The sequence below is a fragment of the Flavobacterium sp. Leaf82 genome (genome assembly GCF_001422725.1).
Classification (GTDB): Bacteria; Bacteroidota; Bacteroidia; order Flavobacteriales; family Flavobacteriaceae; genus Flavobacterium.
Map to the genome: position 1 here is coordinate 180210 of NZ_LMMA01000036.1, position 20094 is coordinate 200303.

13 protein-coding genes are annotated in these 20094 nt (G+C 35.1%); 5 read left to right on the forward strand and 8 right to left on the reverse strand.

What is annotated here, in order from left to right:
• Nucleotides 1-16 precede the first annotated feature (16 nt).
• Complete coding sequence (locus ASF10_RS22655) at nt 17-3598, reverse strand: SusC/RagA family TonB-linked outer membrane protein (RefSeq protein WP_056254867.1); 3582 nt, start codon at nt 3596-3598, stop codon at nt 17-19.
• A gap of 302 nt (nt 3599-3900) precedes the next feature.
• The gene (locus tag ASF10_RS22660; RefSeq protein WP_056254662.1) at nt 3901-5052 is read right to left on the reverse strand and encodes a FecR family protein; all 1152 of its coding nucleotides are present in this window, start codon (nt 5050-5052) and stop codon (nt 3901-3903) included.
• A gap of 279 nt (nt 5053-5331) precedes the next feature.
• Between ASF10_RS22660 and ASF10_RS22665 the strand changes: the two genes are divergently transcribed.
• Nucleotides 5332-5934: an RNA polymerase sigma factor gene (locus tag ASF10_RS22665; RefSeq protein WP_056254664.1), complete on the forward strand. Its 603-nt coding sequence runs from the start codon at nt 5332-5334 to the stop codon at nt 5932-5934.
• Between the two features lie 248 nt (nt 5935-6182).
• Here ASF10_RS22665 and ASF10_RS22670 read toward each other — a convergent pair whose 3' ends face one another.
• Nucleotides 6183-6902, reverse strand: a complete 720-nt coding sequence (locus ASF10_RS22670; RefSeq protein WP_056254667.1) for an MBL fold metallo-hydrolase — start codon at nt 6900-6902, stop codon at nt 6183-6185.
• Between the two features lie 98 nt (nt 6903-7000).
• Between ASF10_RS22670 and ASF10_RS22675 the strand changes: the two genes are divergently transcribed.
• Complete coding sequence (locus tag ASF10_RS22675; protein WP_056254670.1) at nt 7001-7873, forward strand: LysR substrate-binding domain-containing protein; 873 nt, start codon at nt 7001-7003, stop codon at nt 7871-7873.
• An 87-nt stretch (nt 7874-7960) separates the two neighbouring features.
• Here the strand turns inward: ASF10_RS22675 and ASF10_RS22680 are convergent, their stop codons facing one another.
• Nucleotides 7961-10411, reverse strand: a complete 2451-nt coding sequence (locus ASF10_RS22680; RefSeq protein WP_056254673.1) for a glycoside hydrolase family 3 N-terminal domain-containing protein — start codon at nt 10409-10411, stop codon at nt 7961-7963.
• 305 nt (nt 10412-10716) lie between these two features.
• Here ASF10_RS22680 and ASF10_RS22685 point away from each other — a divergent pair, with 305 nt between their 5' ends.
• Nucleotides 10717-11463, forward strand: a complete 747-nt coding sequence (locus ASF10_RS22685; RefSeq protein WP_056254675.1) for an NUDIX hydrolase — start codon at nt 10717-10719, stop codon at nt 11461-11463.
• 113 nt (nt 11464-11576) lie between these two features.
• Here the strand turns inward: ASF10_RS22685 and ASF10_RS22690 are convergent, their stop codons facing one another.
• From ASF10_RS22690 to ASF10_RS22705, 4 genes are all read right to left on the reverse strand, one after another.
• Entirely contained in the window at nt 11577-12074 is a 498-nt protein-coding gene (locus tag ASF10_RS22690; protein WP_056254678.1) for a hypothetical protein, read from the reverse strand.
• A gap of 218 nt (nt 12075-12292) precedes the next feature.
• Nucleotides 12293-13666, reverse strand: a complete 1374-nt coding sequence (locus ASF10_RS22695; protein ID WP_317039060.1) for an efflux transporter outer membrane subunit — start codon at nt 13664-13666, stop codon at nt 12293-12295.
• Nucleotides 13667-13715: 49 nt separating this feature from the next.
• On the reverse strand, nt 13716-16883 hold the full coding sequence (locus ASF10_RS22700; protein WP_056254684.1) for an efflux RND transporter permease subunit: 3168 nt from the start codon (nt 16881-16883) through the stop codon (nt 13716-13718).
• Between the two features lie 6 nt (nt 16884-16889).
• Nucleotides 16890-18050 (reverse strand): efflux RND transporter periplasmic adaptor subunit, encoded by a 1161-nt coding sequence (locus ASF10_RS22705; protein ID WP_056254687.1) that lies wholly within the window; start codon nt 18048-18050, stop codon nt 16890-16892.
• Nucleotides 18051-18314: 264 nt separating this feature from the next.
• On the opposite strand from ASF10_RS22705, the gene ASF10_RS22710 reads away from it, so the two are divergent.
• Both ASF10_RS22710 and ASF10_RS22715 read left to right on the forward strand, forming a co-directional pair.
• A complete protein-coding gene (locus ASF10_RS22710; protein WP_056254688.1) occupies nt 18315-19364 on the forward strand; it encodes a sensor histidine kinase in 1050 nt (349 codons plus the stop codon).
• Nucleotides 19361-20092 (forward strand): LytR/AlgR family response regulator transcription factor, encoded by a 732-nt coding sequence (locus tag ASF10_RS22715; protein ID WP_056254691.1) that lies wholly within the window; start codon nt 19361-19363, stop codon nt 20090-20092. The genes ASF10_RS22710 and ASF10_RS22715 overlap by 4 nt, the downstream gene beginning before the upstream one ends.
• Nucleotides 20093-20094 lie beyond the last annotated feature (2 nt).

A 20094-nucleotide genomic window follows, 5' to 3' on the forward strand; every position in this document is an offset into this window, starting at 1 on the left:
GTATAGTCTTTTTAAATTAGAAGTTAATGTTTACACCAAAAACTAAACTTGGGGATTGAAAACCATTTAAAAGATATTTAGCATCTCTGCTTTTTGCTAGCGTAAAAACATTTTCTGCGTTAAGATTAAAGCGCACATCTTGTAAGTTCACTCTTTTTATCGCGTCTTTTGGCAATTGATAGGCTAATGAAACATTGCTTAATCTGATATTCGATGCATCAAGAATATTGATATCTGCGTAACGATAGATATCGCGGGAATCTGAAATAAAATCTGCTTCGTATTCGTATACCGCACGAGGTACATTAGTAAATGCTTCGTCGCCGGGCTGTTGCCAACGGTTTACGATATTTTTATTTACAGTGGTAATATCTGTTACATAACTTCCTAATGCGCTGGAATAATTATTCTCTAACATTGGCAAAAATGTATTTCTTATTTTATGTCCTAATTCATAGATAAATAATGCCGAAAGCGAGAAATTTTTATAGTTCACCGCAGTATGAAATGATCCGCTATGAGTTGGTACAGTTGAACCATAATCCTGAATTGCATTTAAATCAGCCGGATTATAAATCACTTTTTCGCCTTTTGCATTATAAACCTGAGGTAATCCTTTCTCGTTTAATCCTGCCCATTTATAACCGTAAATTGTGTTGTAATCGTTGCCTATTCTAGGATAAGCAGACGGATAATCTAATTGCAGGTAATATACGGGAGCTTCGACTTTTACATAATCGACTTTGTTTTTGTTATAGGCATATAGAACAGAAGCATCCCACGAGAATGAACCTGCTTTTACAATTGTTCCTCTTAAACTTGCTTCGATCCCTTTATTGGTCATTTCGCCGTTATTTATTCTATAAGTCGAATAACCAAATCCTTCTGTAGGAACTCCATTACTGCTTGCTAACAAATCTTGTCCTTTTTTATTGTAAACATCAAAAGTTCCGCCTAATCTGTTATTAAAAAATGCAAAATCTAAACCTATATTGGTTGTAGTAGTTTTTTCCCATGATAATTCAGGATTTGGTCTTGAATTAACATATCCCTGATTTCCACCCACATTTGTATTGGCATAATAACTGGCTGTTAAATATGGTGCAGAATCTTTGGCAACGTTTCCACCAATACCATATGATCCACGTAGTTTAAGAGAATTTATCCAATCAACTTTAAAAAACGATTCTTTATCAATATTCCACGCTGCTCCTGTAGACCACGTTGGTTTATTTTGGTATTTATTGTCTGTCCCCCAAAGGTTCGAACGGTCCCAGCGCAAACTTCCGGTTAATGAATATCTTTTGTCATATGTATAACCTCCTGTTCCGTAAAAAGAAACGTATCGGTTTACCAATTCGCGATCTGCTGCAAAATTATTTACTCCCATGCTGCCTCCAAAAACTGTTCCGTATACTTTTAGCAAATCAGCCTGATTTACCGGTGTATATGATAAAGTTTGTTCGTCCCAGCCGTAACGTGTGTTATCTCCGTATTCTACTTTTGAGTGACGAATTTCCAGACCTGCAATTGCGGTTACATCATGTACATTATTAAAAGTCTGATCAAAATTTAATTGCTGACGGAAGTTATAAGCATTTGTAAATTGATTTGTTTCTTTTAAAATATCACCATAAGGCAAATTATAAACTGCTTTGTTATTCGCAATAGTTACTAAACCATTTACTGTAGATCTAACATTAAACGATTCTTTTTCTCTTATTAAACTGCCGCGATCAACACCGTATTCGTACTGAAACATTGCATTATATGTAAGCGAATGACTGAATTTTACATTAAATTTTGCAAAAGTTCTGTTCAGGAAGTTTTTAGTTTCATTTATGTTACGTCCCAATTCATCCATTGGCGTAATATCCATGTTATAAAGACCATAAGTCTTCATGGATTGAAGCGTAAAATTATTATATCGAGATGCTGCTGTAGAAGTAAAATTTGATCCGTCATCATTTACTAACTGATTGTACATCTGAAATTTAAATTGTGGTTTGAGCATACTAAAAGGATCGTAAGTTTGTGTATCGCTTTTACTATAATTAATATAAGAACCTAAATCTAATGAAAGCCAGCTAGTAATATCAGTTGAATTTTTTAAATTAATTCCAATAGATTGATTGTCAGAATAACGGTTTTCGAATTTATTTCCTTTATAAGTCAGGGAAGCATTAAAACTATTCGATTCTGTTGCTTTGCCTAAACTTACGTTGTGCTGAATAAAATATTGATCGCGTTTTGCATATTTGGCAATATCATCATAATATCTGTATCCTTGCGATCCCAGTTGATTTAAACGGTTGTTCATATCTGTTTGGGAAATATTTCCTACATACCCATTTAAAAGAGTTTGCATTCCCTGGCTTGTAAATACGGCATTGTTTAATAGAGATTGTGCATAAGTATTTGCATTTGCTCCTTTTAAATTGGGATTTGCATCTGCCCAGCCTTTTTCCAGACCAATAATATCACCTGAATCAGTAAGGTTTCCGGTGTAATTTCTATAGGGAGTCACGGTCAGATTACTTGAAAATGAAATATTTGTTCGTCCTGCTTTTGCTTTTTTAGTCGTTATTACGATAACACCATTTGCTGCACGTGCACCGTAAATAGAAGACGCCGCGGCATCTTTAAGGACTGTAATGGTTTCAATATCTTCTAAGTTTAGGTTGGGTAAGCTTTCTGATAAACGAAAATTTTCATCATACTTTGTGTTCTCGATGGGGAAACCGTCAACTACATACAACGGATTCGTTAAACCATTCATAGAAGTTGTACCACGAATTTTACCTCCCTGATATCCTACAATACGTCCTTCCAGAATTTTGTCTAAACTGCTTAAACGCTGTTCCTGAAAATCTTTTGCTTTTAAACTTGAGAATGATCCTGTCGATTTTTGTGCCGAGATATTTTGATATCCAGTTGTCAGGACAACTTCGCCCAATTGCAGTGTTTCTTCTTTTAATATAACATTGATAACACTTTTGCCGTCTACTTTTATCTCTTGTCTGATATAACCCAGATAAGCAAAAGCCAATGTCGTTTCGCTGCTAACGGCAATAATTTGATATTCGCCATTAAAATCTGTCTGAACACCTCTTCCTGAACCATTATCAGAAATTGCTGCTCCTACTAACGGAATCCCTTTTTCATCTGTCACTTTACCTTTTACGATAAAATCCTGTTCTGGTTTTTCACGAACAGGCTGTACCGTTTCCGGTGCTTTTTTAGCCGTTAGAATAATGTGGGATCCTGAAACTTTATAATCTGTACCTGTATTTTTAAAGATCGTATTTAGAATCGTTTCGATAGAAACATCACTGAGCCTGATGTCTATTTTACGGTCTAAATCAACGGATCTTACATTGTAAACAAATCTATAATCTGTGGTATACTCCAGCTTTTCAATAACTTTACCAACGGTCATGTCGCTGGCATTAAGTGACATTTTTGCTTTTTGCGAGTACGAAACTCCCGCCTGCATCACTGTCAAAGTGGTCAATAAAAATAATGTAGTCAATTTCATCTTCAAATCAAATTTCAAAAAAGGCTTGTCGAACCTGATTTTGTTCAATAGTTTTTTCATACTTTTAAAATGTTTTTTTAATGTTGGTTGGTTAATTAACTGATCGCATTTATTCACCGGGAAATGTTGGCGCATTTTCCGGTTTTTTTATATAAAACACAATCCTTTTTTTTCCGGACGTTTTGTTACATAGGCTTTTTTAATTTTAGATTTTTTATTGTTAGATTATTAGACTTGTTAGATTGTTAGATTGTTAGACTATTTAGATTATTTACTATAAACTCACATCTCTATTTTCTATTCTCTTTATTCTTTCATCTTGCTTCTTTCATCTTTCTTATTTCCTCTTTCATCTCTTTCCTCTACTTAATCGTTATCTCATCTTCCTTTATCTTATAATCAATCGCATAACTATCGCTAAAATATTTCAGCACCACTTCGATCGGTTCATTGTCGAAACGGGCGTTGAAAATTTCTTTACCAAGTGCTTTATTTTTATTGATAAACGTTACGTTATAATGGCGTTCTAGTTTTTTGATAATCGCATCAAACGAAGCATTCTTAAATACGAGACTACCTTCTACCCAAGCCGTATAATAATCTGTATTTACAGGTTCAGCAGTGATTTTTTGCTGCCCTCTTGTGCTCGATCCTTTTAATCCGGGAGTTAAATAAACCTGATTGTCTGTTGTTTTTTTGTCTTTATAAAGCGAAACTTTTCCTTCGACCAGAACAATATCAGTGCTTGTATCTTCTGTATACGAGTTCACATTGAACTTAGTTCCCAATACTTCGACATTTACATCCTGAGTATTTACGGTAAAAGGATGTGTTTTATCTTTTGAAACTTCAAAATAAGCTTCACCAATTAAATACACCTGCCTGTTTTTATTTTTAGCAAACTGAACGGGATATCGCAATGAAGTTCCTGCATTTAAGTGTACAATTGTACCATCTGATAACTGGACTTCAAATTTTTTACCGTACGGAATTCTCAAAGTATTGTAGACTAATTCTCCGCTTGAATAAGCATTTGAATACACCAATCTGTTTTTCTCTTGTTTGCCAATTACTGTTCCGTATTTGTCCGTTATATTTCTGGCTTCGGCTGTATCGATTGTTTCAACAGATTCATTGTCTAATTGCAAAACAATATCATCTTCTCTGGGCACAACAACATTTTGTTTATGATGAAACAAATCCGATTTTTGATAGAAATAAAATCCGCCTAAAACCAGTACCAAAATTGCCGCATATTTATAATAAGATGAAAATCTTCTTTTTTGAAAAACGGTATTCTCTTTCTCAATTCTTTCTGATAATTGTTTTTTTACCTCGGCTGAATCAAAAGTGTACATTGCAGCATCAATTGCGTAGTTGGTTTTTACAAAATCCCGAAACACAATTTGATTCTCCTCTTCTTTAAGCCATTCCGTCAAGGTTTCGATTTCGTCTCTACTTGCCTGATTTGTGATAAACTTAACAATTAATCGCTCTGACTTTTTCACTGTCATTTTACTTGTTTTTAATATTATTACGAAGCAAAAAAACAAAACCCTAACAATTTGATAAAGTTTTTTTCATTTTGCTGATTTTTTTATTTTTCACAAGTCTTTTCTCTCAATAAACTATACTAATTTGATAGAAATAAAATAGTAAATGTTTTTATCTTTGCGTTTTTGCGTGTTTTTATTTGTACTAATTTTCAAATAGAAAATCAAAAAAAGGCTAAATTTCACAAAATACAGGGCGTATTTTAGTCCTAAAAACTATTAATTTATATATTTGATTCTATGAATATTGATGATTATACCGATAATGCGACACTAATTGATTCTCTCAGCAAAGGAGATGAAAGCGCATATACGTATCTTATCGACACCTATCATCATAAACTTTGTGTGTATGCCAATAGTCTGGTAAAAAATATTTATAGTGCCGAGGATATCGTGCAGAATGTTTTTATTAAGGTTTGGGAACAGCGCACGAGATTAAAACCCGATCACGCCATAAAAAGTTTTCTGTATAAATTAGTCTACAACGAATTCATTGATTTATATCGAAAAAACCAATCTTTATTCTCCCTCGAAAAATCGTATTATGACGCCTTAAACTCTGTTATTCAAGAAGATGACTCAGAGTCATTTCAGCGTGTGCTGAATGTGGTTAACAGAGAAATCCAAAACCTTCCGCCAAAATGTAAAGAAGTTTTTATATTAAGTAAAAAAGAAGGTTTAACCAATATCGAAATTGCAGAACATCTCGATGTATCCATAAAAACAGTTGAAGCCCAGATTACCAAAGCTTTTTCGATATTGCGATCGTCCTTAGAAGAAAAAGTAAGAAGTGTTTTATTTATGTTATTTTCTAAGAAAAAAAAATTCAGACTCAACTAATCGTTTCCTCTGAATTTCATATAATTTTATTTGAGTAGAATTTTTAAACACATAGAAACATCGCTTTTTGTTTGCTTAAAAAAGGCATTTCACTTTACATCAATTCACATAGCGATCCGCAGAAAACAGCTGACTTTTACAAAATGTATCAAGTCTATAATCTTTATTCTTGCCTCTATATTCTTTATTCTATACTCTTGCCTCTATAATCTTGCTTCTTGCTTCTTTACTCTTACTATTCTCCCTCCTTAAAACTCCAACACAGGTTTTTTCATATCGTGGTACAACAGCACTTTCCAATGTTCGTCTTTTGCTTGCTGTTCCCATTTTTTTCGCGATTCCATTGCACGTTTGCCATCATAATCTGTTTTGTAGGCAACATGCATTTTTAAATATGCTTCTTGTGGCAAGTCATCGGCTCCGTAAAAGGTAATTTCGTTATTTTCCTTAATCCAGAAAACCTGATGAAATGGCGAATGTCCTCCTGAAACTTCATAGAAAATTTCGTTTGTTATTTCTCCCTGATCTTCTTCAAGGAATTCTACATTTGGAAACTTTTTTATTTCATTCAAAATCTCCAGATTATAAGACGGATGTTGTTGGGTTAATGCAAAATCAAGTTCTCTTTTTTGCATGTAAATAGTTGCATCAGGAAAATTTTGAACGAAAGTTTCTCCTTCAAAAGAGCCAATTCCTTCGATATGATCTTTATGGAAATGCGAAATCAGGACTTTTGTAATTTGTTCCGGCCGAATGTTATGACTTTCAAGTAAATAATGAATAAATGGTTTGTCGTTTTTAGTAAATCCCAAACCTAAATCTAGTAGTATATAATCGTTTTGAGTAACGATCAAAAAAGGCTGAATCGCCATTTTTAATCCTGAATCAAGCGGAAATTCATTTATGAGTTTAAATTCTTTTTCGCCGTTTACAACGTAATTCCCTTCTTGTAATGGTATTATTTTCATTTTACTGTTGTCATTATTTTCTACAAAGGTCTAAAGAATTTCTATATTTGTAAAACCTTATTTTTCGATAGCATCAATCGATAAAACCGATTTACAAAATGGAACTCAGACAACTAAAATACTTTCTTAAAGCAAAAGAATTACTCAACTTTACCGAAGCTGCAAATAGCTTAAACATCAGCCAAAGTACTTTATCGCAACAAATTAAACAGCTTGAAGATGAGCTACAAATTTCGCTTTTTAATAGAATTGGCAAACGAATTACCTTAACCGAAGCCGGAGATTTATTCTCCAGTTTTGCCTTGCAAAGTATCAGCAAAGCAAATGAAGGGTTTCAGTTATTAAAGGATTTAAACAATCTCAATACCGGAAAAATTGCGATTGGCGTAACCTATGCTTTACGTGATATATTGACGCAAACTGTAATTGAATTCAATACAAAATATCCTAAAATCGAATTCGAAATTGTGTTTGGCACTTCTAAGGAATTAATAGAAAAACTAAATCATTTTGAACTGGATGTTATCCTTACTTTTGAAGAAATTATTACCGAAAATCATTTTAAATATCAGGCACTTTTTACCTCGCCAATGACTTTGGTAACGGCAACAGAATCTGCTTTAAAAAACAAGAAATCCATATCCTTAAAAGAAATCAGTAAATTATCCCTTGCGTTTCCTGCAAAAGGGTATAGTACGACCCAATTTATTAGTGATGCTTTTACCAAAAGCAAATTGCATCCAAAAGTGGCGATCGAAATCAACGATATTCCAACACTCTTAGAACTCGTAAAAAGCGGGAATTGGTACACGATTCTTACCCAAACCACCATTAAAAGCGAAAAAGGAGTTTCGTGTATCCCGATAGAAGGAAAAAATATGACGAGAACAGCAATGATAATTTCGATTAAAGAAGTCTATGAAAAGAAAGCGGTTAAGGTATTTTTAGATATTTTGAAATCGTTGGTTTAGAATTCTAATCAACAAAAAAGCCTTCAAAACAACTGTTTCAAAGGCTTTAAAATTATCTAATACTAACCAAAATATTAAATAATATGCTTAGGGTTTAAGTTCTGTAAACTTCGAATCGAGTTCGAAAGATTTCTTTACTTTTTCGACCGTAATTTCATTGGTTACTGAAAATTCAGCTGATTTTTTGATATCTAAAGACGACGCTCCAACCAAAACTTTATAGGTTCCGGCTTCAGCAATCCAGGCGCTTTTGTTTTCTAAAAACGAAGCCAGGTCTTTTGGAGATAAAGTCAGTTCTAACATCTGGCTTTCTCCCGGTTTTAATTCTTTGGTTTTCGCAAAAGCTTTTAATTCTTCTTTGGGTTTATCAATTAATTTTGAGGGAGCCGAAAGATATAATTCTACAACTTCTTTTCCGGATACTTTTCCGGTATTTTTTACCGTAACAGAAACTGTCAATTTATCTTTGAAAGTTGGTGAGCTTAATTTTACACCGGTATAATCGAATGTTGTATACGAACTTCCAAAACCAAATTCATACGATGGTTTTACATTGAAGGTATTAAAATAACGGTATCCTACATAAACGCCTTCTTCATAGGTTACTTCTTTTGGATTATCGACAGGAAATCCCGGAAAGTTCTTTGCCGATGGTGTATCTGCGTATTTCATTGGGAAAGTCATTGTTAGTTTTCCTGATGGATTTATTTTTCCGGAAACCACATCTGCAACAGAATGTCCGCCTTCCTGACCTGGCTGCCATGCTAATAAAACAGCATCTACTTTATCTTTCCACGATGCCGTTTCGATTACACCGCCAATATTTAAAATAACGACTACTTTTTTTCCTTTTGCATGAAAAGCTTTAGAAATCTTGTCCAGCATTTCGATTTCTTCATTTGCCATATTAAAGTTATCATTAACTACCCTGTCCCCGCCTTCTCCTGAATTTCTTCCTAAAGTCACGAATGCAATCTCAGAACTTGCCGCTTTTTTAGCCAGAAACGCATCGTCCATTTTCATTTCAGGAAGTCTTTCCGGCAAAGCCAGAATTCCTTTTTCTTTTCTTCTCTCTTGTTCAGCCGCAACTTCCTTTTCGGCATGTGGCTGATACAAATCAACCAATTCTTTGTCTAATTTATAACCTGCAGCCGTCAGTCCTTCTAAAAGCGAAACGGTATGTTTATTATTCACGCTTCCGCTTCCTGTACCGCCTGTAATCCATGCATAAGACGTAACTCCAAACAAAGAAACCTCTTTTTGCTTGTCAGCAAATGGCAATGCATTATTCGTATTTTTAAGTAAAACCATTCCTTCGGCAGCAGCATTTCTGGTTACTTCTGCATTTTTAGCCAGATTGGGTTTATCGCTGTATTTATATTTGGCAAAAGTGGGCGTACGAAAAATATATTCTAAAATTCTTTTTGCGTTTGTATTTGCAACTTCCTGAGGCAGTTTACCGGAGTTTAATGCTTCTAACAATGCTTTTTTCTGAACCGGAATTCCAGGCATCAAAAGATCATTTCCTGCAATCATTTGTTTCACTACATCTGAGCTTGACCCTTTTTGTATCGATTCAAAACCCGGAAAACCACCAAACCAGTCCGTCATTACAATCCCTTTAAAACCCCATTCGTTTCTTAAAACTTCCGTCAGCAAATCTTTACGGTCAGACGTATATTCGCCATTTAGTTTGTTGTAAGATGACATTACGGTCCACGGCTGTGACTCTTTTACAGTAATTTCAAAACCTTTTAAATATATTTCTCTGATCGCTCTTTCAGAAACGTGCGCATTGATTGTCAATCGGTTTGTTTCTTCGTTATTTACAGCAAAGTGTTTGATCGAAGTTCCCACGCCTTGCGACTGGATTCCGTTTACAATTGCTGCTGCCGTTTTTCCAGAAATCAACGGATCTTCAGAGTAGTATTCGAAGTTTCTTCCATTAAGCGGATTTCTTTGAATGTTTAAAGCAGGCGCCAATAAAACGTCAACACCATATTCCTTTACTTCATTTCCCATTGCTTTTCCAACCTCTTCTAAAAGTGCTTTATTCCAGGTCGATGCCAAAGCTGTTCCCACCGGAAACGCCGTTGCATAATAAGTTTTTGAGTCATTTTCTCTCTTTGGTTCAATTCGCAAACCTGCAGGACCATCAGCTACAACAGTTGCAGGGATTCCAAATCGTTCGAAAGCAGCAGTTCCTCCCGCCGCTCCGGGAACAAGACCTTGTTTAGAATCTCCAACAGGACCAGTCAAAACCTCGATTCCGGGCATTCCGGTACCAATAAGCAATTCGGCTTTTTCGGCATTGGTCATTTGTTTGATGATTTCGTCAATTCTTTTATCAACAGAAAGTCGGGTATCTTCCCACGGATCTAATTTTCCGTTTCTATTTAAATCTAAAAATTTAAATCCCTTAATCGTTAGAACCGGAGGATTTGTTTCATCATTCGGGATTTTATTCCAGGATAAATTAGAAAGCACTAACGCCGTCAAAAGAGTAAAGCGTGCTGATTTTATAAGTGAATGTTTCATTTTTGGAAATTTTAATTGTCTTTGAAATTTTAGAATTAAGTCTGTGGTATTTCATTGCTTCATTATGAAGCAATATTAAAAACTTTTTCTCATATCAACAAATAAAATCCAATAAAATTTCACTTACCATAATTATAAATAACTAAAAATGAGTTATTATCAACAATTAAAGGGTATCATAAGAAAATAACGAACTGAAGAATTAACCTGAAAAGTGCTTTATTTTGGATTATAAACAGAAGTTTAGCTTTTTTTACTTTATTTATAATTTTCAAAAACAGTAAATTTGGACACAAATCATTACAATGGAATTTAAAAAGATACTTGAAGAGCAGTCTGATGCAGCGTGGGAAAAATATATTCCGACACTTTCTATTGATTGCGTAATTTTCAGCTTTCATGAAACGGAGCTTCAGGTACTGACTGTCAAGATGAAAGATCAGGATTTATGGGGGCTTCCGGGTGGATATGTACAAAAAGAAGAAAACGTAGACGATGCTGCAATTCGTATCCTGAAGGACAGAACCGGAACGGAAAATATCTATTTGCAGCAATTTTATACTTTTGGAAATCTAAAGCGTTCTGAAAGTGCTTTTGAAGATTACGCTGATTCTTTATGGAATAAACAGCGATTTGTTTCGATAGGTTATTATGCGCTGGCAGAATATTCTCAGGTAAGTTTGGTTATCGACGAATACTCATCTGCTTGCGAATGGAAATCTATTGAGAATTTGCCTGTTTTCATGATGGATCACAGAACTATTTTTGACAAAGCTTTACTAACACTCAGGGAACAATTAAACAATCATCCTATTGGCTACAACCTTCTTCCTGAGAAATTTACAATGCCTGAACTTCAAAAATTATACGAAATCATTTTAGGTAAAAAACTGAATCGGGGTAATTTTTATCGCAAAATTTTACGTTATGATATCTTAACAAAATTAGACGAATCAAGAAAAGGCGGTGCACATAAAGCGCCGGATTTATATAGTTTTGATTTAGAAAAATACAATATTGCGCTAAAAGAAGGTTTAAAAGGAAGTTGGTAATTTGAAAATATTTTTAATTTAAAACATTCATCTAAATCAGTATTATATACTATCAAATTTCACAAAAAAAACGCCCCATTTCTGAGGCGTTTTCAACTTTACTGTTATTTTGATTAGTGACGATCATCATGTCCGTGACCTTTATCTTTAGAATTTCCTTTTGATTTATTAGAATTATCCTTTTTCCCGTTTCCGTTTTGATTTTTTGGCTTGTTATTTTGTTTTGCAGCCTTATCCGGTTTGTTTCCTCTGTTTTTTTGAGGAGGTCCCTGATATCCTTTAGGATAATTAGATCTGTGTTTGGTATGATACGTATAAGGCGCATCACCTTTATAATCATTTACCACAACTTTATAGCCAGAATACAAATCATATTGTCTGTATTTTGAAGGCAATCTGTTTTCGCGAACCCATTTACCATTATTATCATAAATAAACTGGCTTTGGTTAACATCATAATAGGTATCTATATCCGGTAAATAATAATATCTGCTGTCATCATACCCTTGTGGACCCCAGTTTGGCGGTGTACCAATATTTACATTGATCGAAACTTGCGCTTGGGCAAAAACACTCATCAAGAGCATTAGTGCGATTCCTAATTTTTTCATTTTGTAGTATTTAGTATTATTTGATTTGAATAAAGCTAAAGTAGTGCCAATAATTTGCCTTTACCCTATTCATTATACGGAAAGGCAAAACTAATCGACGAAAAGCACCTCACAACCGACATATTTATAAAATAAAAAAACGCCTCAGAACCTGAGGCGTTTTTGTTTTAACAATTTAATTTAAACAATGATCATTATACTACTATATTGATCATAAATTATTTCCAGCCACCGCCTAATGCACGGTATAAATCGACTACAGCTTGTAATTTCTGTAAGTTATCATTAATACCGCTTAATTGTGCCGCTAAAAGATTTTGTTCAGATGTTAATACATCTGTATAATTGGTAGCAGAACTGTATTCTAAAAGTTCCTGAGTAAAATCAACTGCTTTTTCTAAAGCTGCAATTTGTTTTTCTCTCGAATCTTCTTTTTCAACTGCCATTTCATATGCATATAAAGCATTCGAAACTTCCTGACCCGCCACTAAAAGACTTTGCTGGAAATTATTCATCGCCTGCACTTGTCTGGATTGTGCTGTTGTTAATCTTGCGTTGTTAAGTCCCTGATTAAAAATTGGCTGCGTTAAACCTCCTATCAAAGAATAAAAAACAGAATTAGTAAAGAAATCCGTCAATTGCAGATTCGAAAATCCACCGCTTGCCGTAAGCGTCAAACTAGGATAAAAATATGTTTTAGCCATATTTGTTGTTTCAAAAGCCGCTCTTAAGTCAAATTCAGCCTGACGAATATCAGGGCGATTCTCTAACAATTGAGCCGGTAAACCTATTGCGATTTTCTCAGGAATTACCTGATCTCCTAAAGTTCCTCTTTCAATTGGTCCTGAAGCTTGTCCTAACAAAATATTCAAAGCATTTTCAGTCTCGCGAATGCTTCTTTTTAAATCCGGAATCAAAACTTCTGCCGCATGTTGATTGGCTTCACTTTGTACTACAGACGCGCCTGTAACTATTGCGCCTTCTTTTAAAGCTTTTATAACTTCAACATTTTTAATACGGCTTTCTAATGTTGATTTAGTGATTTCTAATTGTTTATCATACGCTAACAATAAAAAATAATTATTTGCAATGTCTGAAATCAATTGGGTCTGAACTGCTTGTTTCGCCGCATCTGTAGAAAGATAAGATGCTAAAGCTGCTCTTTTAGAACTGCTTAATTTTCCCCAGATATCCGCTTCCCATGAAGTGCTTAAACCTAATTTATAAGTCGTTGTCAGGGTATTGATATTAATTCCTGCCGGAAAATTCAATCCCGCCTCAGACTGTTTATTACGTGTTACGTTCGCATCAGCATTTAGCGTTGGATAATACCCCAATTTAGCCTGACGTAAAGTGGCACGCGACTGAACGATATTTTCGATCGCATTTTTTAAGTTCAGGTTCTGATCTAATCCTTTTTGAATTAAGGCATTTAGTTTTTGATCTTTAAAAACAGTTTGCCAAGGCATATTAGCGATCGTAGCAGAATCAGCAGATGCCTGATCACGATACAGTTTATCTGTAGAAATTGTTGTGGGGCGTTCGTACTTTTTGGTAACGCAGGCACTTAAAAGTGTGACTGCGACTACCATTATAATATATTTATTTGAACTATGAGTCATCTCTGTCTTAATTAAATTATTACTGTTTATGAGCTTCGATTAGTTGTACTTCGTCATCTTCATCTTCATCATCATAACCTTCTTTTGCAGGACCGCTTACTTTTTCCTGTAAAGTCTGGAATATGATAAACAATACCGGAATAACAAATACTCCCAAAATGGTTCCAATCAACATACCTCCAACAGCTCCTGTACCAATCGATTTGTTACCAACAGCTCCTGCTCCTGAAGCAAACATTAAAGGAACAAGTCCTAAAATAAAGGCAAAAGAGGTCATTAAAATTGGTCTCAAACGTGCTACGGCTCCTTCAACTGCCGCTTGTACAATTGGCATTCCTTTACGCCTTCTTTCCAGGGCAAATTCTACAATCAAAATACCATTCTTGGCTAGTAATCCAATTAGCATGATTAAGGAAATCTGCAAGTAAATGTTACTGTTTAATTTGAATATGATCGAGAACAAATAAGCTCCTACAAGTCCAAACGGAATCGAGAATAATACGGCAAATGGTAAAATATAACTTTCGTATTGTGCACTTAATAAAAAGTAAACAAACACAAGACATAATATAAAGATAAAAATCGTTTCACTTCCAGATGCCAATTCCTCACGTGTTAAACCTGAGAACTCGTAACCGTATCCTGCCGGAAGATTTTCTGCAGCAACTTCCTGAATCGCTTTAATGGCATCTCCTGAACTAAATCCCGGATTTGGCGCTCCTGTAATAGAGATAGATGTAAACAAGTTAAATCTTGAAATAGATTCCGGTCCAAAAACTCTGGTCATTTTTACAAACTCTGTAATTGGTGCCATTGTTCCTGCACTGTTTCTGACAAATATTTTGTTTAATCCTTCCGTATTTGTACGGAACTCCGGCGAAGCCTGAATCATAACACGATATTGTTTACCGAATTTATTGAAATTCGAAGCATACAATCCACCATAATAACCTTGCATCGTAGAAAGAATCGAATTGACAGGAACTCCTGCATCTTTTGCTTTTGCCAGATTAATATCCATCATATATTGAGGGAAACCGGGATTAAAAGGCGTTGTTGCATATTGTATTTCAGGACGTTTTGATAGTTTTTCTAAAAAGTCTGTATTTACTTTATAGAATTCTGCCGTAGAGTGTCCTCCTTTATCCTGCAACTGAAATTCGAATCCACCACTTTGTCCAAATCCCTGAATTGTTGGCGGGGAAATAAAGAAAATATTAGCTTCACGAATACCGCTTGTTTTGGCAAAAAGCTGACCAATCACGTCATCTACACTTAGCTCACGTTTTTCCCATGTTTCAAGCTTTACAATAACCATACTGTACGCACTTCCTGCTCCTGCTGTAAAGTTTTGTCCAACAATACGCAGTGTGTTTTTAACACCCGGAATCGTTTTGGCGATACTATCCACTTTTTTCGCTATAACATCAGAACGCTCCATAGAAGCTGATGGCGGCAAACTAATATTGGCAAAAACAGTTCCCTGATCTTCTGCCGGAACGAACGCTGATGGCGTTGTTTTCATCATGTAAAATAAGGCTGCCCCGGCAAAAACAATAGCCGCTAATACAATCCATTTTTTTACAGAAAGAAACTGAACTGATCTTTTATACTTATTCGTAACATTATCAAAAGCAACGTTAAACGACGTATAGAATCTCTGAATAAAACTTTTATGTTTATGATCGTCAGCATGTGGTTTTAAAAGCAAAGCACACAATGCCGGACTTAAAGTCAAGGCGTTAATTGCCGAAAGAATAATCGCCACCGCTAATGTAATACCAAATTGCTTGTAGAAAACCCCTGTAGATCCGGTGATAAAAGTAACCGGAATAAATACGGCTGCCATTACAAGTGTGATCGAGATAATTGCTCCGGAAATTTCATCCATCGCATCAATCGTAGCTTTTTTAGACGATTTATAACCATGATCCAGTTTGGCATGGACTGCCTCGACGACGACAATCGCATCATCGACCACAATACCAATGGCAAGAACCATCGCAAAAAGCGTTAATAAGTTAATCGTAAACCCAAATAAATTCAGGAAGAAAAATGTACCTACAATCGCAACGGGAACGGCAATTGCCGGAATTAACGTTGATCTAAAATCCTGAAGGAAAATAAATACTACGATAAATACCAATATAAAAGCTTCAATCAAAGTATGAATTACTTTCTCGATAGAAGCATCTAAGTTCTCATTAACATCGACAAGAATAGTATATTTTACTCCTTTCGGAAATGTCTTTGCGGCATCTTCAATCAGTTTTTTAGAGTTGTTGATTACATCACGGGCATTCGATCCCGGAGTCTGGCTTATCGCCATTGCAGCAGATTCTACACCATTTGTTTTAATGGTTGAGGAATAACTTAAAGATCCCAATTCTACTTTAGCAACATCTTTTAATCGCAACATTTGTCCGTTTCCAACAGATTTTATTACGATATCTCCAAATTCCTGAGCGCTTGTCAAACGTCCTTTATACTTGATTACGTATTGAAAAGCCTGATCTCCGTTCTCACCAAATTTACCTGGTGCAGCTTCGATATTTTGTTCTGCCAAAGCAGCTGAGATATCACTTGGAATCAATTTGTATTGCTGCATGATATCCGGTTTCAACCAGATTCTCATAGAGTAATCTTTTGCTCCAAAAACGGTTACATCTCCTACCCCAACTACACGCTGAATTTGAGGTACAAGATTGATTTTGGCATAATTTTGAAGAAAAGTCTGATCATAAGCAGGATCATCACTATATAAAGAGAAAATTACCAGGTTACTACTCTGACTTTTTGTTACCGTTACCCCCGCCTGAGTTACCTCTACCGGCAATAAACTTGTAGCTCTCGAAACCCTGTTTTGAACGTTTACCGCTGCTAAATCAGGATTTGTTCCTACTTTAAAAAAGATTTTTATAGAAGCATTACCATCATTGGTTGCTGTAGAAGTCATGTAAGTCATGTTTTCTACACCATTAATTTGCTCTTCAAGCGGAATTACGATACTTTTAAGTACCACATCTGCATTTGCTCCTGTATAACTTGCCGATACGTTTACCGTAGGCGGAGCAATATCAGGATATTGAGAAATAGGCAGCTCAATGAGCCCCAATACACCTAAGATGACAATAATAACAGATATTACTGTCGAAAGTACAGGTCTTTGTATGAATATTTTAAACATTTTTTCTTATTTTAATTCAGCATAGACCGCTTCCGGGCTCTGAGTGTGAGTTTTAATTTCGCTTCCTTCTTTTAATGAAGCTACTCCTTCTAATACAATTTGGTCTCCTGCTTTTAAGCCACTTGTTACAACATAATAATTACCTGCTGTGTTTTCAAGTTTTGTAATATTGACGTTTTTCGTTTTTCCGTCCTTTCCTACTGTTACAGCAAAAATCTTATCCTGAAGTTCGAATGTAGCACTCTGTGGAACTAATATTCCATCTTTAATTTCATTCGGAATTCTTACTGTTGTGCTGCTTCCGCTTCTTATAATACCTTTTGGATTAGGAAAACGAGCTCTTATATTTACAGAACCTGTTTCTGTGTTTATAAGTCCGTTTACGGTTTCAATACGTCCTTGTTCAGCATAAGCAGAACCATCAGAAAGTAATAGTGAAACTGCTGGCAATTGTTTGATTTTTTGTGCTAATGAAGCTCCTGAACCACTTTGGGTGAAATTCAATAAGGCTTTTTCGTTCATTGCAAAATACGCATATACATTACCAATACTCGAAACCGTAGTTAAAGGTTCTGCCGTTGCAGAGCTTACTAAACTTCCTAAACGAAACGGGATTGAACCTACAACGCCATTAACAGGACTTGTAACTGTAGTGTATCCCAAATTAGTTTTGGCATTTACCATAGCGGCGTTTGCCTGTGCCAATGTTGCTAATGCTGATTCATACGTATATTGAGCTGATTCAAGATCATACTTACTTATGATTCCTTTCTCTACAAGTGGCTTTACTTTGTTTACCGCCAGTTTTGCTGAACTTAAACTTGCCTGTGCACTTTTTATACTTGCAGATGCTGTGCGTACTTGTTGCTCATATTCCGGCGCGCTGATTTTAAATAAAGGTTGTCCTGCTTTTACAACAGCACCTTCATCGACAAAAATCTTGTCAATGTAGCCTTCTACTCTCGGTCGGATTTCTATATTTTGCTGTCCCTGAATACTTGCAGGAAAGTCTGTATTTAAAGTGGCTGATTGTGGCTGTAAAGTCAGCGTTTTATACTCTTTTACTTGAGGTGCACCTCCGGCCTGAGCCGATTTGTCATTTTTATTACCGCAAGATGCGATAATAACAGCTGCAGCGAGAATGCTTAAAAAGGATTGCTTATTCATTGTGAAAATGTGTAATTATCAATTTATATCGAAACAAAATAACTAAAATATAACAAACAAAAAATTTCCAATAGACGGAGGGCAGGAAACAATCGATAGATATGTGGTAAGAACCGATAGAAGTTTATTTAGCAATATCAACACAATTTAGAACAGGCTCGTCGGTTCTAAAATGGTTTTTAAAGATTCTGATTCCATTTTTGGCGATTGCTTTTATATCTTTTATAAATATAATGTAATATTGTCACAAAATCACAAAATAAAATGACACCCACCTTTTTTAAACCATACATTTTCACAGGATTACACATTCTTGCCTGGTTATTATTGGGTTTTATAATGCTCTTTTATATACCAATAACCTGGAATGTGGTGCTGCCGTCCGTTTTTTGGCTTTGGCAAATGATTGTACTGGTTTTACTTATCGTAATATTTTATTCTAATGCTAAAATCATCGTTCCAAAAACCATTATTAAGGACAATACATCTCCTTTTTTGTTTTGGGCTTTTCTCATGATTTTCGTCATGCAGCTTATTGCTTATTTCTATACTTCGCAAACAGATCTACATACCAAAATAAGCCTGGTTTTAGGATTTAAAAAATACAAAAATCCCTATTTTGACAATTACGTTTTCATGCTTACTTTATTGGTATTAGGCATCAGCACAAGTTGGGCAATGCTTCATCATTGGCAAAAAGCCGCACAACACAAGCAAAAACTGGAACAGGATAAAACCATGGCAGAACTTGCTATGTTGAAAGCGCAGATAAATCCTCACTTTTTCTTTAATTCATTAAATAGCATTTATTCGCTTACATATACCAATATCGAAGATTCCCGCAGCGCGCTTCATACCTTAAGCCGCATGATGCGTTATTTGCTTTACAGTACTGAAGGTGAAAGAACTACTTTATTAAAAGAAGCTGACTTCATGAAAGATTTCATAGCTTTGATGAAGCTTCGGGCGAATAGCAAACTAACGATAACGACAGATATTCCGGAAAAAATACACGATTACCCAATTGTTCCCATGTTGTTATTACCTTTAGTAGAAAATGCTTTTAAACACGGCGTACATGCCACAGATAAAAGTGAAATACATATTAAACTCAGACAAAAAGAAAACAATCTTGAATTTGAAGTCATAAATACTTTTTTCGAAAAGACTTCAACAAATTATCAGGGCGGAATAGGATTAACGAATACAAAACGCAGATTACATTTAATATATCCACATCGTCATTTTATGACATGCGGTTTAGACCAAAATGGCAAATACAGAGTAAATCTGCAAATAACTTTAGAACAATGATCGTATTAAAATGTATAGCAGTAGATGATGAACCACTTGCCTTAAAACTGGTGGAAACTTTTATAGAACAAACCCCTTTTTTGCAATTGGCGTGCAGCTGCGACAATGCCGTTGAAGCCATGAGCCTGATTCGCGAACAACAGCCGGACATTGTTTTTCTTGACATTAATATGCCTAATTTAACGGGTATGGAACTGGCAAGGCTTTTACAGGAACAGCCCGGACCATTGCCCAAAATTATTTTTACTACCGCTTATAACCATTATGCGATAGAAGGTTACAGGGTAAATGCGGTAGATTATCTTTTGAAACCTTTTAGCTACGAAGAATTTTTAAGAGCGGCAAACAAAGTCCTGCAAATGTCTGAAGAAGCTGCAAATCAATACCACTCTGTAACTGCTGATGATGAATTTATATTTTTAAAGGTAGAATATCAATGGGTTAGAATTTCCTTAAAAGACATTTTATACATCGAGAGTTTAAAGGATTATGTAAAAGTTCATCTCGAAGATACCCAAAAATCAGTTATGTCTTTAATCTCCCTAAAAGCTCTTGAAGAAAAATTACCGGCGTCGAAATTTATGCGAATCAATCGTTCTTTTATTGTTCCGTTGGAAAAAATAAATTCGATTAGTAAAAATTCAATATTCATTAATAAAACCGAAATAACTGTTGGTGAACAATACAAGGAAACGTTTAAAACCATAGTAGAAAAATGGTTGAAATAATT